The 14,437-nt window shown below is 59.0% G+C and carries 13 protein-coding genes and 1 pseudogene; 4 read left to right on the top strand and 10 right to left on the bottom strand.

Going from position 1 to position 14,437, the window contains the following annotated elements:
- The first annotated feature begins 125 nt into the window (after positions 1–125).
- Positions 126–1,904, top strand: a complete 1,779-nt coding sequence (locus tag ACW9JC_RS07160) for an acyl-CoA dehydrogenase C-terminal domain-containing protein (RefSeq protein WP_457454360.1) — start codon at positions 126–128, stop codon at positions 1,902–1,904.
- 228 nt (positions 1,905–2,132) lie between these two features.
- Here the strand turns inward: ACW9JC_RS07160 and ACW9JC_RS07155 are convergent.
- A pseudogene (locus ACW9JC_RS07155) lies at positions 2,133–2,858 on the bottom strand (LysR family transcriptional regulator substrate-binding protein); the annotation flags it as partial.
- 236 nt (positions 2,859–3,094) lie between these two features.
- Between ACW9JC_RS07155 and ACW9JC_RS07150 the strand changes: the two are divergent.
- The 3 genes from ACW9JC_RS07150 to ACW9JC_RS07140 all read left to right on the top strand — a co-directional run bounded on the left by ACW9JC_RS07150 (position 3,095) and on the right by ACW9JC_RS07140 (position 4,007).
- Positions 3,095–3,451: a type II toxin-antitoxin system RelE/ParE family toxin gene (locus tag ACW9JC_RS07150; protein WP_457454358.1), complete on the top strand. Its 357-nt coding sequence runs from the start codon at positions 3,095–3,097 to the stop codon at positions 3,449–3,451.
- On the top strand, positions 3,444–3,764 hold the full coding sequence (locus ACW9JC_RS07145) for a helix-turn-helix domain-containing protein (protein WP_338583533.1): 321 nt from the start codon (positions 3,444–3,446) through the stop codon (positions 3,762–3,764). Before ACW9JC_RS07150 ends, ACW9JC_RS07145 begins: the two co-directional genes overlap by 8 nt.
- Positions 3,765–3,848: 84 nt before the next feature.
- Positions 3,849–4,007 (top strand): YqaE/Pmp3 family membrane protein, encoded by a 159-nt coding sequence (locus tag ACW9JC_RS07140; protein ID WP_003228885.1) that lies wholly within the window; start codon positions 3,849–3,851, stop codon positions 4,005–4,007.
- 3 nt (positions 4,008–4,010) lie between these two features.
- On the opposite strand, the gene ACW9JC_RS07135 is transcribed toward ACW9JC_RS07140, so the two are convergent.
- The 9 genes from ACW9JC_RS07135 to ACW9JC_RS07095 all read right to left on the bottom strand — a co-directional run bounded on the left by ACW9JC_RS07135 (position 4,011) and on the right by ACW9JC_RS07095 (position 14,306).
- On the bottom strand, positions 4,011–5,837 hold the full coding sequence (locus tag ACW9JC_RS07135; RefSeq protein ID WP_457454356.1) for a S9 family peptidase: 1,827 nt from the start codon (positions 5,835–5,837) through the stop codon (positions 4,011–4,013).
- Positions 5,803–6,939 carry a pyrroloquinoline quinone biosynthesis protein PqqE gene (pqqE, locus tag ACW9JC_RS07130; RefSeq protein ID WP_457454374.1) on the bottom strand — a complete coding sequence of 379 codons (1,137 nt, stop codon included), beginning with the start codon at positions 6,937–6,939 and terminating at the stop codon, positions 5,803–5,805. Before pqqE ends, ACW9JC_RS07135 begins: the two co-directional genes overlap by 35 nt.
- Before the next feature lie 7 nt (positions 6,940–6,946).
- Positions 6,947–7,222, bottom strand: a complete 276-nt coding sequence (gene pqqD / locus ACW9JC_RS07125; RefSeq protein ID WP_457454355.1) for a pyrroloquinoline quinone biosynthesis peptide chaperone PqqD — start codon at positions 7,220–7,222, stop codon at positions 6,947–6,949.
- Positions 7,219–7,971: a pyrroloquinoline-quinone synthase PqqC gene (pqqC, locus tag ACW9JC_RS07120; RefSeq protein WP_457454353.1), complete on the bottom strand. Its 753-nt coding sequence runs from the start codon at positions 7,969–7,971 to the stop codon at positions 7,219–7,221. The genes pqqD and pqqC overlap by 4 nt, the downstream gene beginning before the upstream one ends.
- Positions 7,972–8,124: 153 nt before the next feature.
- The gene (gene pqqB, locus ACW9JC_RS07115) at positions 8,125–9,036 is read right to left on the bottom strand and encodes a pyrroloquinoline quinone biosynthesis protein PqqB (protein ID WP_457454352.1); all 912 of its coding nucleotides are present in this window, start codon (positions 9,034–9,036) and stop codon (positions 8,125–8,127) included.
- A 79-nt stretch (positions 9,037–9,115) separates the two neighbouring features.
- The gene (pqqA, locus tag ACW9JC_RS07110; protein WP_003444522.1) at positions 9,116–9,190 is read right to left on the bottom strand and encodes a pyrroloquinoline quinone precursor peptide PqqA; all 75 of its coding nucleotides are present in this window, start codon (positions 9,188–9,190) and stop codon (positions 9,116–9,118) included.
- Positions 9,191–9,348: 158 nt separating this feature from the next.
- A complete protein-coding gene (pqqF, locus tag ACW9JC_RS07105; protein WP_457454351.1) occupies positions 9,349–11,778 on the bottom strand; it encodes a pyrroloquinoline quinone biosynthesis protein PqqF in 2,430 nt (809 codons plus the stop codon).
- Positions 11,779–11,816: 38 nt separating this feature from the next.
- Positions 11,817–12,611: a carbon-nitrogen hydrolase family protein gene (locus ACW9JC_RS07100; RefSeq protein WP_338583522.1), complete on the bottom strand. Its 795-nt coding sequence runs from the start codon at positions 12,609–12,611 to the stop codon at positions 11,817–11,819.
- Positions 12,612–12,623: 12 nt separating this feature from the next.
- Complete coding sequence (locus tag ACW9JC_RS07095) at positions 12,624–14,306, bottom strand: flavin monoamine oxidase family protein (protein ID WP_338583521.1); 1,683 nt, start codon at positions 14,304–14,306, stop codon at positions 12,624–12,626.
- Positions 14,307–14,437: the final 131 nt, after the last annotated feature.

The raw sequence follows: 14,437 nt of genomic DNA, 5'->3' as shown, positions 1-14,437 counted from the left end.
GTGACTAAAAATAACAAATAGGTCATGAGCTGACCCTATGTGTCGCAAAAGTTGTTGGGGTACACTCCGACGCAACGAAAACCACATTCTTACGAACCACCTGTATAGATCTTGCGAGGTTTGCCATGGCTGACTACAAAGCGCCCCTGCGCGATATGCGCTTCGTCCTCAATGAAGTTTTCGAGGTCGCCAAACTCTGGGCCGAGTTGCCGGCACTGGCTGATTCTGTCGACGCTGAAACGGTCGAAGCCATTCTCGAAGAAGCGGGCAAAGTCACCAGCAAAAGCATCGCGCCCCTGAGCCGTGCGGCTGACGAGGAAGGTTGCCACTGGGCGGACGGTGCCGTCACCACGCCGGCAGGTTTCCCACAGGCTTATCAGACTTATGCTGAAGGCGGTTGGGTCGGCGTCGGTGGTGATCCGGCGTACGGCGGCATGGGCATGCCCAAGGCTGTTTCGGCTCAGGTCGAAGAAATGGTCAACTCCGCCAGCCTGTCGTTCGGTCTGTACCCGATGCTGACGGCCGGTGCTTGCCTCTCGATCAACGCCCACGCCAGCGAAGAGCTGAAAGCCGCGTACCTGCCGAACATGTACGCCGGTGTCTGGGCCGGTTCCATGTGCCTGACCGAACCGCACGCGGGTACCGACCTGGGGATCATTCGCACCAAGGCCGAGCCTCAGGCCGACGGTTCCTACAAGGTCAGCGGCACCAAGATCTTCATCACCGGTGGTGAACACGATCTGACCGAAAACATCATTCACCTGGTGCTGGCCAAGCTGCCGGACGCACCGGCAGGTCCGAAAGGCATTTCGCTTTTCCTGGTGCCGAAGTTCATGGTCAATGCCGATGGCAGCCTGGGCGCGCGCAACCCGGCGAACTGCGGTTCGATCGAACACAAGATGGGCATCCAGGCGTCCGCGACCTGCGTGATGAACTTCGACGAAGCCGTGGGTTATCTGGTCGGCGAGCCGAACAAAGGCCTGGCGGCGATGTTCACGATGATGAACTACGAGCGTCTGGGTGTGGGCATCCAGGGCCTGGCCACTGGCGAGCGCTCTTACCAGAACGCCGTCGAGTACGCCCGCGACCGTCTGCAAAGCCGTTCGCCGACCGGCGCGCAGAACAAAGACAAAGTGGCTGACCCGATCATCGTCCACCCGGACGTGCGTCGCATGCTGCTGACCATGAAAGCCTCGAACGAAGGCGGCCGTGCGTTCTCCACCTACGTGGCGATGCAACTGGACACCGCCAAGTTCAGCGAAGACGCCACGACCCGCAAGCGCGCGGAAGACCTGGTGGCGTTGTTGACCCCGGTTGCCAAAGCGTTCCTGACCGACCTCGGTCTGGAAACCACGGTTCATGGCCAGCAGATTTTCGGCGGTCACGGCTACATCCGTGAGTGGGGCCAGGAACAACTGGTGCGTGACGTGCGCATCACCCAAATCTACGAAGGCACCAACGGCATTCAGGCACTGGACCTGGTCGGGCGCAAGATCGTTGGTAGCGGCGGGGCGTTCTACAACCTGTTCGCTGACGAGATTCGTCACTTCACGGCCACTGCCAGCGACGATCTGGCTGAGTTCACCAAACCGTTGAACGATGCGGTGACGACACTCGACGAACTGACCGCGTGGTTGCTCGATCGGGCCAAATCCAACCCGAATGAAATCGGCGCGGCATCGGTCGAGTATCTGCAAGCGTTTGGCTACGTCGCTTACGCCTACATGTGGGCACTGATGGCCAAGGCTGCTTTCGGCAAGGAAGCGCAGGACGATTTCTACGCGAGCAAACTGGGCACGGCGCGGTTCTATTTCGCACGCCTGTTGCCGCGGATTCACTCGTTGAGCGCGTCGGTGAAGGCCGGGAGCGAATCGCTTTTCCTGCTGGAAGCGGCCCAGTTCTGACAATGTAACGTCATGTAAGCATTCTCTTACATGACGTGCTGCTTATCTCCCATAGATGCAGATTGGATCCACGGCTAATCTACTTCACATGGACGTAGCGCAGGAAGCGCAAAAGCAACAACACGGACACGTAGGATTCTGCCAGGACGGCGGAGTGAAATGGATGTCAGGGAAACAGTCTGCAAAGCCCCGCTTCGGCGGGGTTTTCTTATGCCTGCGAAAAAGTATTCAACTCAGTCCATCCAGTGCCGGCGGGCTGTTCAAGCGTTCATCCGGCCGATTTATCACTTCCTCCAGCAACGTCCGTAACAACGCCATCGAGGCCTGTTGTCGTTGCACATCGCGACACACCAATCCGACTTTCAATGGCACTCGCGGTTCGCTGAGTGGTTTCCACAGCAGCTCCTCGTTGCCGTGAGTCTTTTGCGATCGCCCGGGTAGCACGGTCGCCAGTCGTGTGTGAGGCAGGCTGTCGAGAATCCCGGCCATGTTGTTCAATTCGGCTTGCACTTGAGGGCGTCGCCCCAGACTGGCCAGTTGCGTCTGCCAGATCTGCCGGATCTGAAACTCCTCACCCAACAGCAGCATCGGCAACTCAGCGGCCTGGCGCATGGAGACCTTCTTGAATTCCCGCAAGGGATGCTCCGCCGGGATGACAAGGGTCAGTTCATCTTCGTACAACATCACGCCATGCAGACCCGGCTGCCGGGGCGGCAAGTAGCCGATGCCGATATCCAGCGAGCCATTGAGCAAGCGTCGTTCGATCTCCAGCCCCGTCAATTCATAGATCTGCACTACAAGATGCGGCTGGGCCTTGCGCACCCGCTCCAGCATCTGCGGCACCAGGCTGGTATGCACAGTCTGCAAGACGCCGATGGCCAACGTTCGCGGTGCTTGGCCCTTGAAGTTGCCCAGCGCTTCGCGCGCACGTTGCATTCCATCGAGGAGAGGCAGCCCTGCACAAATCCCCGAACCGTCTCGCGGTAAAACGCACGCCCCACGCCTGATTCTTTTGACGTGGGGCGTTTTTTTGTGGCGGGGTTTTGCCAGGGGCAAATTCGGCTTGAGCGTTGATCGCATCAATGGCTTTTTAGAGGGCGTCGGCAGGGAGTGTCGATGCCAGCGTGTCATTGTCGCGTTGGCTTTGAGTTCTATACCACTCGGTGGTATGTTTTCGGGAAGGGATGCCAATGTCGCCAAGGCTGTTCAAGACAAAACGATTTGCAATGCAGGCCGCGAAAGCATGGATCGGAGATGACGAACTTCGGGAGGCATTCACTGAGATGCTCAATGGCCAAGCTGACAATCTCGGTGGCGGGGTTTGGAAGAAGCGTCTGAATGCCAACCGTCATCGATCGATTGTTTTGGCCAAAGGAGGCTGTCACTGGATTTATCAGTTCCTGTACGCGAAGAAAGATCAGAGCAATATCAGTCAGGCTGAGCTAATCGGGTTTCGAAAAATGGCAAAAACCTACGAGGGACTGACAGCGTTGCAGGTCCAGTACCTGCTGGATACGAAGGAGTTTATGGAGATAACTTATGAGTAAGAAATTCAAGAGTGAGGCGTTCGAATCGATCCACGAATCAGCCAGTGCTTTGTATACCATCGGAGCCATCAGCAAAGCGACCATGCGTGAGTTCGATGAGTCGTGTCTCGCGACAGTCCCTGACGCAATCGCGGCAGAAGAGATCAAGGCATTGCGCGAACGCAACAATGTCAGCCAGCCGGTGTTTGCGCGTTACCTGAACACTAGCGCCTCGACGGTCAAGAAATGGGAGGCAGGTGATAAGCACCCAAGCGGCATGGCGCTGAAGTTGCTGAGCATCGTGCAGAAACACGGTCTGGAAATCCTCGCCTGAAGAATCGCGGCTGAACCCTGACCAACGGCAAAGGTCGATTAAGCTGTAGGGCTCGCATGAGCCCACTTCAATCAGGAGCTGCCCATGGACTTCATTCGCATCATCATCGCCATCTTGTTGCCGCCGCTGGGCGTGTTTCTGCAAGTAGGATTCGGCGGGGCATTCTGGCTGAATATTCTGCTGACGTTGTGCGGTTACATTCCCGGCATCGTGCACGCGGTGTACATCATCGCCAAGCGTTGAATTTTACGGCGCCAGGTCCATCACCCGCCGATAAAACAACCACTCCTGCTCCAGCGCATGGGCCTGATTGCCGGCCTTGCGGAAACCGTGGCGTTCGTCGGCGTAGTAATGCGCTTCCACCAGGATGCCGTTGCTCTTCAGGGCGTCGACCATGTCGCGGGTCTGCTTCGGTACGACGACGGCGTCCAGTCCCCCTTGAAAGAAGATCATCGGCACGCGGATATTTCCCGCATGCAGCAATGGTGTTCGCGCGGCATAGCGTTCGGCGTCCTTTGCCGGGTCGCCGATCAGCCAATCCAGATAATCGCCCTCGAACTTGTGGGTTGCCCGGCCCAATGCGACCGGATCGCTGACGCCATACAGGCTCGCTCCGCCTCGGAATACATTGTGGAAAGCCAGCGCACACAGCGTAGTGTAACCACCGGCACTGCCGCCGCGAATGAATGCTTTGTCGCCGTCGATCAATCCGCGTTCGGCGAGATGGCTGACCACCGCGCATGCATCTTCGACATCGACATCACCCCAACTCAAATGCAACGCTTGCCGGTAGGCACGGCCATAGCCGCTGCTGCCTCGGTAGTTGAGGTCGGCCACAGCGAATCCGCGCTGCGCCCAATACTGGATGCGCGGGTCGAGCATCGGATAGCACGCCGACGTCGGGCCGCCGTGGATGAACACCACCAGCGGTGGTTTCGCTTCGCCGGTCATCGCGGGATAGAAGAAACCGTGGGCCTCACCCGAACCGCTTGGGTAGCGCAGGGTTTGCGGGCGGCTGATCTGTTCGGCGGGCAATGGGACAACACCGCCGGCCAGCACTTTTACTTGGCGGGTCTGGCGATCGATAGCGATTACCGCAGTCGAACTGACCGGCGACGCGGCGATGCAGTAAATAAAATGCTCATCCACGGCCAAATGCCGGAAGCGGCTGTAGTCGCCGGTAATGTCTTCACTGCGATCACCACAAAAGCCCAATCGACCAAAACCGCCTTCGGTCCAACTGGCCAGATAAGTGCCTTCGCTCAACGGTAACCAGGTGCAGCCGCCGAGTTGCCAGGGCGCGGGACCATGATCGGCGGCAGCACTCGGCAAAAGGATGAGGCCGTTTTCCAACTCCCCCCACGGCTGCCAGTAGCCGCCACGATCAGTCAGGCAAAACAAACGGCCGCTGCTATCAAATCGTGGTTGTTGCAACGACTCTTGAGCCTGATCGCCGGCCACGCAACGGGTGGGACCAAAGGCACCGTCGCTCTGGCGCTCGGCAACCATCAAACGGGTCGTGGTCCATGGCTGATCGGGGCGACTCCACTCGATCCAGGCCAGTCGACTAGCGTCGGGACTGAGTGTCGGTGCAGCGTAAAAGTCGGCACCTTCGGCCAGTAAATGCCGCGCGCCATCCGCTAGATCAATCGCCACCAGACGGTGTTCGTTGCGGTTTTCCTCAACCGCCAGCACCTGGCCATTGGCGAACTGCAGATCACCGTAGCGACAGTCACCAGAGATCAGCACTTGCGGTGTCTCGCCCTGTAGCGATTGACGATACAGCTGCTGGTCCGCCTCGTTGACGAAAACCACCCCGTCATCCGTCAGGCAAAACGCACCACCGCCATATTCGTACACGCGGCTGCGCACACTGAACCCCGGCGGCGTCAGACATTTCGCTTCGCCGTCGCGCCAATGCCAGATCCGGCACGCGGCATCCTCCGGTCGGTATTCGTTCCAGAACAGGCCGTGTTGGCCGGCCTGCAATTCGGCAAAGTCGATGCCGGCTGCGACGGCTTTGGCGGCGCTGAAAGGCTCAGCTTTTGGCGATGAGGCGTGAATTTCGTTCATTGCGAAAGGCCAGTTGTTCGATGGTCTGGGTCGCGTGCTCAGCCTCTTCGCGAGCCTTGAGGATCACGCCATGATGTTCTGATTTGCTGCACACAGGGTCGGCGTTGCTCGCGTCACCGGTGAGCATGAACGCTTGGCAGCGACAGCCACCGAAGTCTTTTTCCTTCTCGTCGCAGGAGCGGCACGGCTCGGGCATCCAGTCGTAGCCACGGAAACGGTTGAAGCCGAACGAGTCGTACCAGATGTGCTGCATGCTGTGGTCGCGCACGTTGGGAAATTTTACCGGCATCTGTCGGGCTCCGTGACAGGGTAGGGCAGTCCCGTCCGGTGTGACGGTCAGAAAAATACTGCCCCAGCCATTCATGCAGGCTTTCGGCCGTTCTTCGTAGTAGTCCGGCGTGACGAAAATCAGTTTGCACGGATGTCCTTCGGCTTCGAGCTTGGCGCGGTATTCGTTGGTGATGCGTTCGGCGCGCACCAGTTGCTCTTTGGTCGGTAGCAGCCCGACGCGATTGAGCTGCGCCCAGCCGTAAAACTGGCAAGTGGCAAGTTCGACGAAGTCCGCCTCAAGGGCGATGCACAGCTCAATGATGCGGTCGATCTTGTCGATGTTGTGCCGATGGGTAACGAAGTTCAGCACCATCGGATAGCCGTGGGCTTTCACCGCGCGGGCCATTTCCAGTTTCTGTGCGAAAGCCTTTTTCGAACCGGCCAGCAGGTTGTTCACCTGCTCGTCACTGGCCTGGAAACTGATCTGGATATGATCGAGGCCGGCCTTCTTGAAATCGGCGATTTTCTGCTCGTTCAGGCCGATGCCGGAAGTAATCAGGTTGGTGTAGAACCCCAGCTTGCGGGCCTCGGCAATCAGTTCGGCGAGGTCCTGGCGCACCAGCGGCTCGCCACCGGAAAAGCCCAGTTGCGCGGCACCCATCTCCCGCGCTTCGCGAAAAACCTTGATCCATTGTTCGGTACTCAGCTCTTTGCCTTGCTCGGCAAAATCCAGCGGATTGGAGCAGTACGGGCATTGCAGCGGGCAGCGATAGGTCAACTCGGCCAGCAGCCACAGCGGCAGGCCGATTTCCGGTTTGGGCGGTACTTGCACTGATGACTCAGGCAAGTTCGATCCAGTGCTGCGCACGGGCAACCTCCATGAATTGCTCGATGTCGTCCGCGAGCTCGGGCACGCCGGGGAACTGTCGATCGAGCTCGGCGATGATCGCCGCGACATCACGCTCACCATCAATCAAACCGCCGATCAACGCGGCGCTCTCATTGAGTTTAATCATGCCTTCGGGGTACAGCAGCACATGGCCTTTTTGCGCCGGTTCGTATTGGAAGCGATAGCCAGGACGCCAGGTCGGGGTCTTGCTGCGATCGAAACTCATAAGGTGATTCCTTTGTGCCAGACCCGCTCATTAGTGACACTGTGATACGGCGGACGTTTCAGTTCGTAGGCCATGCTCATCGCATCGAGCATGCTCCAAAGGATGTCCAGTTTGAACTGGAGAATTTCCAGCATGCGTTCCTGGCCTTCCCGGGTTTTGTAGTGCTCAAGCGTGATCGCCAGACCGTGCTCGACATCGCGCCGCGCCTGACCCAGACGGGTGCGGAAATACTCGTAGCCGGCGGGATCGATCCATGGGTAATGCTGTGGCCAGCTGTCGAGGCGCGATTGGTGGATCTGTGGCGCGAACAGTTCGGTCAACGAGCTGCTGGCGGCTTCCTGCCAACTGGCGCGGCGGGCGAAGTTGACGTAGGCGTCCACGGCGAAGCGCACGCCGGGCAACACCAATTCCTGGGAGCGCAGTTGATCCGGATCGAGGCCGACGGCTTGGCCGAGACGCAGCCAGGCTTCGATTCCACCGTCTTCGCCGGGTGCGCCGTCGTGGTCGAGCAGGCGCTGAATCCACTCGCGGCGGATCTCGCGGTCCGGGCAGTTAGCGAGGATCGCCGCGTCCTTCAGGGGAATGTTCACCTGATAGTAGAAACGATTGGCGACCCAGCCCTGGATCTGTTCGCGGGTGGCCCGGCCTTCGTACATCACCACGTGGTAGGGGTGATGGATGTGGTAGTAGGCGCCTTTGGCCCGCAGCGCGGCTTCGAATTCGGCTGGGGACATTGGGGTGTCAGTCATTTCTTTTCTCCGGGTAGGACCGGTGGATTCTTTGGTCTCTGGTCTGACGTCATCGCTGGCAAGCCAGCTCCCACAGGTTTATCTGGTGTTCACAAATTTTGCGATCAACGCAGTTCCTTGTGGGAGCTGGCTTGCCAGCGATGGGGGCGTCAGCTACAACACAATACTCATGCCGTCATACGCCACCTCAACCTCACGCCGATCCAACTCCGCGCGCTGCGGCGAATCCTCATCAAGAATCGGATTGGTGTTGTTGATGTGGATAAGCACCTTGCGCTGCTTGGGCAGTTGCTCAAGCACTTCGAGCATGCCGCCGGGACCATTCTGCGCCAGATGACCCATCTCGCGACCGGTACGGGTGCCGACGCCACGGCGCTGCATTTCATCGTCATCCCACAGTGTGCCGTCGACCAGCAGGCAATCGCTGCCAGCCATGATCTCCAGCAACGGCGCATCGACCTTGCCCAGGCCCGGTGCGTAGAACAACTTGCCGCCGGTGTTCAGGTCTTCAACGATCAAGCCGATGTTGTCCCCCGGATGCGGGTCGAAACGGTGCGGCGAGTAGGGCGGGGCAGCGCTGCGCAGGGGCAGCGGGGTGAAGCGCAGGTTCGGGCAGGCGGGAACGCTGAAACTTTGATCGAGCTCGATGCGGTTCCAGGCCAGCCCGCCATTCCAGTGCTTGAGCATGTTGAACAGCGGGAAACCGCTACTCAGGTCTTCGTGGACCATGTCGGTGCACCACACCTGATGCGGGCAACCTTCGCGCAGCATGAGCAGGCCGGTGGTGTGGTCGATCTGGCTGTCCATCAGGATGATCGCGCCGATCCCGGTATCACGCAGGGCGCGGCCCGGCTGCATCGGGGCGAAGCTCTGGAGCTGGGCGCGGATGTCCGGGGAAGTGTTGCACAGCACCCAGTTCACGCCGTCATCGGAAATCGCAATGGACGACTGGGTCCGCGCTTTGGCGCGCAGGCTGCCATCGCGAAAACCTGCGCAGTTCACGCAGTTGCAATTCCACTGCGGGAAACCGCCGCCGGCGGCGGAACCTAGAATCTGGACGAACATGGATGCTCCATCATTTCAACGCTGAAAATAAAACGCCTCGGATATCCGAGGCGTTGTGCTGCGTATCTGCCAGGGCAGATCAGCGGCTGGCGAAGTACATGGTGACTTCGAAGCCGATACGCAGGTCGGTGTAGGCAGGTTTGGTCCAGGCCATAAATTGAACTCCTTCAGGTGGGGTAGGACAGCGCTATCTATAGGTATAGTCCACCTCAAGTCAGAGATGTTCCAGATAGTTAGGTTGCTATGTTACTCAAAATTTCAAAGGGATTGCCCGTGAAAGTTTGAGAAAGCTCATTGCAGCCCCGGTAATGATCATTTTGACGCTTGCCAAGGCGAACCAGGTGCAGGGCTGTTGGCCAGGCAGCGCCAGCCGCCCTCAGCCTGATTCAATCGCTGTGCGGCGACGAGCAATTGCGCGCGGTCGATCCGCTGAATGGCTTCGGGCAACTCAGTCAGATAATCCGACGAACGGGCGCTCAGCTTGCCCTGCCAAAGTAACTCTGCTGCCTGAAGGGTGGGCAATGCTGCGCTGGAAAACTGCTCGGCCAACGTCTGGCGTTGGGCGATGAACGTGGTGTCGTCAATGGCCTCGATCAACTCCGGCAACCTGCTGAGGAACTGCTCAATGTGATGCAGCAGATCCGCCGCTGCCACGTTCGGTGATTGCACGCCAAACAGCAGCCCGGTTTGCCCGTGAATCTGGCGCAAGGCGCTGAACACCGCATAACCGAGTTGCAACTCCACCCGTAGGCGCTGATAGAACGGCGTCTGACAGACGTGTGCCAGCAAACGCCACGCCGCTTCGTCGGACAATTCTTCAGTGGGTGTCGGACAGAACAGCAGCAGCGCGTGTTCGCTGGAACCGGTATCGACGGCGGTCCACAGACGTTGCGACTGGATTGTCGGCGGCGGGGTCAGCTGATTGTCCGGCGTCCCGGGTATGCGGCTAAGGGCCAGACCCATGGCCGCTTGAGTCTGGGCGGACAGGCCAATCGCCAGACCATCCCAGCGTGCACTCGACCAGAGTTGCTGCAAGTCATCCGTGTTCGGCGTGTGCTCAAGGCAGTGGTCGGGCAATGCCTTGAGCAATTGTCGAATCGGTATCAACGCGACGCTTGCCGATTCCGATTGTGGGACAGCAGCGTCAGGCTCTGTCAGTTGTTTCAGCGCATGCTCCAGGACAGCGGGCATGGGCTCCTGTAGCCCGTTCAGTTTGAGCAGCCATTCGTTGCCCGATGCGCTGAAGGAAACATCCACACCGGCTTGGCGCGCATCTTCGCGCAACGGTTGCAGGTTACTTTCCAGCCGTGATTGAAGTTTGCTCCCGGGCGTCGAGTCCAGGCGCCAGCGCAGATAAATTGCTCCTTCGGCGCCGTTGTCCGGCAATGCCTGAGTGAATTGCATCGGTGATCGTTCGCGACGGCTGCGTGAGCGATCCTGGGCAAACGTGCGCAAGCCACGGTGGGCGCTGGTCTGGCCGCGAATCAACCCGGCGTTGGGCGCCGGTGCTTCGGAATGCAGAAACGGATTAGGCGTGGGCAATTGCCATGCACCGCTGAAGTTATCCACAGCGCCGATTTTTTCGAGGACTAGCTTGAGGGTTGCAACGCCCAACCCGGATAACCCTACTTCGCGTTGTTCACTGTCCAGACGGGCCAATTCCAGGGCACTGCTGACTTGTTGCTGGCGCTGGACCAGGGCGGCGTATTCTTCGCGCAACCGACTCCATTCTTGCCGTGCGAAGAAACTCAGCCAATCCGTGAGCCGCTCGCGAATCCCGGTTGCCGGTGAGTAGGCGGGCAATGTGAATTCGATGTGCAGCAAGGCTTGTCCGGCGAATTGATACAGTGGCTTGGCCTTGAGTTTTTTGGCCAGCCCGCGCTCGCGTAAATCCGCAAGCAAGCCGCCGGGTTTGTCGGCATTCAGCCAATGGCAAAGAAACGCCAGTGCCTCGGCGGCGGATTCGGGCAACGCTTCGAGGGCAAACAGCAAATCCAGCCGCCGCTCGCCAGCCTGTTGATAACTTATGTCTGAAGTCGTCATCAGCGGTGCGGGGGATTGTTGTGGGACTTTTTTTCCGTCGGCGATGACGCTGCCAAAGGCTTCGGCCATCGCTCTTAATTCATCAAGGCTCTGAGGACCGGCCAAGCTCAAGGACATCTGCCCGGCCTGATAGAACTGCTGATGAAAACTCTGCAACGCCTGCTGAAATTCGGATTGCTCAAGCGGCAAGCTGTCGCGATTGCCGGCATGGAAACCTCGCAGCGGATGAGCCTCGCAAAGCCCATCGAACAACGCCTGTTTCTGTTGGGCCACCGGATCTTGCGACCACGCGACAAATTCCGCGTGCAACACTTCCCGTTCCCGCTGCTGATCGTCCGGATTCATACGCGGATGGGCGAGGATGTCTGACAGACGCTCCAGCCCACCGGCAAATGCCCGGGTTGGCAATTCGAAAAAGTAATCCGTAGTGCGTTCGCTGGTTCGTGCGTTTACTTGGCCGCCATGGCTCTGGACGTAGGCCATCAACCCTTGGCTTGTGGGAAAACGCTCTGTACCGAGAAACAACAAATGCTCAAGAAAGTGCGCCAGGCCGGGCCACGCCAGCGGCGCATCATGGCTGCCCGCGGCGACCCGCAACGCTGCCGCGCAATGCTTCAAATTCGGGGCATGACGCAGCGTCACCCGCAGACCATTGGTCAGGGTTTCAGTGTGGGGGCGAGGGTGATTCAGCGCAGGCATGGGCACTTCCAGAACAGTGAAGTGCCAATGCTAGTGGATCAGCGCTTGTTCAGCACGCCGTAAAGCTCTGGGCGGCGGTCAAGCAGGTAGCGGTTGGCGGCGCGAGAGTCGACCATCAACTGACGATCGAGCTCCCCGACGATCAATGCTTCATCGAGGCCGGCCTGAGCGATTCGGCTGCCATCCGGCGCGGCGATGCTGCTTTGGCCGCAGTAGTGGATGTCGCCTTCGTTTCCGCAGTAGTTGGCATAGGCCACATAGCACTGGTTTTCGAAGGCGCGGGAGCGCACGGTGACATCGGCGACGAAATCGAACGGAATCATGTTCGCGGTCGGCACCAGGATCAGCTCGGCACCGGCCAAGGCAAGACGTCGGGCGTTCTCCGGAAACTCCAGGTCGTAGCAGATCAGGAAACCGAGCTTCCAGCCGTTTAGCTCAACAATGGGAAACTCGTCAGAACCTGCGCTGAACATCGAGTGATCCAGATCGCCGAACAAGTGCGTCTTGCGGTAGTTGCAAACGCGCTCGCCGTTAGAGTCGATCAACTGCACGGCGTTGTAGATTTGCCCGTCCTCGGTGCGTTCGGGATAACCATACAAAATGGCGATCCCGGTCGCCTTGGCAATGCGCGCAATCTGCTGCGCCGACTCACCGTTATGCACCTCCGCCAGCACGCTGACCGCATCGACGCCGATGTTATAGCCGGTCAGGAACATCTCCGGCAGCACCAGCAAATCGGCGCCTTTGGCCTCCAGCGCCAGTTGTTGCAGGCGTTGCAGGTTGCCGGCGACATCCAGCGGCAACGGTGGGCATTGGTAAAGGGCTACGCGCATTTCGGATTCCTCTTACTCGGGCAGGGCGATCGGTCCGATCTCGTTGAACACATCTCCTGGACCCGGATTCTCGGCGTGAGTTGCACCGCCGAAGTGTTTCATGATGCCCCACACCGCGTTGAGCGAAGTCTGCACCGCGCCTTCAACCCAGGCCGGCGTCCACGAAACGTCGTCGCCGGCGATGAAGATCCCGCGTTGTTCCGCTGGCATGTCGTCCTGCATGAAGTGCGCGTACATGCGCTGGTTGTAGCGGTAGTGACCCGGCAGTGCACCTTTGAAGGCGCCGAGGAAGTGCGGGTCGGCTTCCCAGGAAACGGTGATCGGATCGCCGATGATCCGCGCAGCGATGTCGACTTTCGGGTAGATCTTTTTCAACGCATCCAGCGCCAGCTTCACGCGTTTTTCCACCGGGTGTGGGAGCATTTTCAGCGCGTCGCTCATCCACGAGTACGACAGGCAAATCACTCCCGGCTTGTCGTCGCCGTTGTCGAACAGGTAGGTGCCACGGGTCAGGCGATCGGTGAGGGTCATGCTCATCAGGTCGCGGCCGGTTTCCGGATCCTTGTCCTTCCAGAACGGACGGTCGACCATCACGAAGGTTTTCGACGATTGCATGTAGCGGGTGCGGTCCAAAGCCATCCACATCTTTTGCGAGAACAGGGTTTCATCGCATTCGATTTGGGTGGTCAGCAGCCAGCTCTGGCAGGTGGTCAGCACGGCCGCGTATTCGCGGGTGTCGCCGTTGTTGTCGGTGACCGCAAAACGGCCATCGGGTGCATGAGCGATTTTCTTCACGCCGGAACGTGGCGCGCCCCGGTGCAGCGACTTGAGGCTGGTACCTTGTGGCCAGTGCACGCAGCGTTCCGGTACATGGCGCCAAATACCCTGTGGCACTTGTTCCACACCGCCGACCACCAAGTGCTGGTGATCGTCGCAGTTGGTCATGACAACGCGGAAGATTTCCAGCATCGAGTTGGGGAAGTCCGAATCCCAGCCGCCGGTACCGAAACCGACCTGGCCAAACACTTCGCGGTGATGGAACGACAGCTTGGCGAATGCCTTGGACGTGGCGACGAAATCGTAGAAGGTGCGGTCATCCCACAGTGGAACCAGGGTGTTCCACAGCTCTTTGAGACGTGGCACATCACGGTCGCGAATGGCTTGCTGGATATCCGAGAACTGCGAGCCGGCTTCCAGGGCATCGGCCCAGGCGTCAGCCACTTCCTGGAACAGTGCAGGAAGATCCGCCAGTTTCTGTGCGTAATGGGTTTTACCTTCCAGGTCGATGACGGTGCTGCCAGAGGCAGGTGTCAGCGGGTTGGGGAAGGGTTTTGTCTCAAGACCCAGCTTGTCGACATAGTGATAGAACGCGGTGGATGACACCGGAAAACGCATGCCACCCAACTCGGCAACGATGCCATCGGTACCGTTGAACGCCTGGGAACGCAGACGGCCACCCATTTTCGAAGCCTCGTAGACGACAGGCTTGAGGCCAAGCTTCATCAGCTCGTAAGCGGCCACCAACCCAGCGATACCGGCACCGACAATCGCCACTTCGGTCCCGTGATTGTGCTCGGGAATGCTGCCCAGGCCGGCCGAGTGTTCGATCCAGTCGTCGAAGGCGAAAGGAAAGTCCGGGCCGAAAATGGTGACTGGTTTTTTACCGTCTGCAGGATGGCGATTGTTCTTGTTCATGGCTGACCTTGCTGGCGACCCGACGCGGAATGCGCATCTGAGTATAGGAAAAGATGCCAGCCATTCTAGAGAGCACAGAACACGTTAATAAGACGCAAAGTGTCGTCGTTTTGCTGTTTTGTTGGTCGATA

The organism is Pseudomonas sp. SDO5591_S426 (assembly GCF_054070755.1).
The sequence above is the reverse complement of the archived record's forward strand: the minus strand, read 5'-3'. Positions and strand labels throughout refer to the sequence as shown.

Bases quoted from the DNA above. Each gene is read 5' to 3' on its own strand.
- ACW9JC_RS07160 (WP_457454360.1), top strand. From the start codon at position 126: ATGGCTGACTACAAAGCGCCCCTGCGCGATATGCGCTTCGTCCTCAAT.
- ACW9JC_RS07150 (WP_457454358.1), top strand. From the start codon at position 3,095: ATGTCGCCAAGGCTGTTCAAGACAAAACGATTTGCAATGCAGGCCGCG.
- ACW9JC_RS07145 (WP_338583533.1), top strand. From the start codon at position 3,444: ATGAGTAAGAAATTCAAGAGTGAGGCGTTCGAATCGATCCACGAATCA.
- ACW9JC_RS07140 (WP_003228885.1), top strand. From the start codon at position 3,849: ATGGACTTCATTCGCATCATCATCGCCATCTTGTTGCCGCCGCTGGGC.
- ACW9JC_RS07135 (WP_457454356.1), bottom strand. From the start codon at position 5,837: ATGAACGAAATTCACGCCTCATCGCCAAAAGCTGAGCCTTTCAGCGCC.
- pqqD (WP_457454355.1), bottom strand. From the start codon at position 7,222: ATGAGTTTCGATCGCAGCAAGACCCCGACCTGGCGTCCTGGCTATCGC.
- pqqC (WP_457454353.1), bottom strand. From the start codon at position 7,971: ATGACTGACACCCCAATGTCCCCAGCCGAATTCGAAGCCGCGCTGCGG.
- pqqB (WP_457454352.1), bottom strand. From the start codon at position 9,036: ATGTTCGTCCAGATTCTAGGTTCCGCCGCCGGCGGCGGTTTCCCGCAG.
- pqqF (WP_457454351.1), bottom strand. From the start codon at position 11,778: ATGCCTGCGCTGAATCACCCTCGCCCCCACACTGAAACCCTGACCAAT.
- ACW9JC_RS07100 (WP_338583522.1), bottom strand. From the start codon at position 12,611: ATGCGCGTAGCCCTTTACCAATGCCCACCGTTGCCGCTGGATGTCGCC.
- ACW9JC_RS07095 (WP_338583521.1), bottom strand. From the start codon at position 14,306: ATGAACAAGAACAATCGCCATCCTGCAGACGGTAAAAAACCAGTCACC.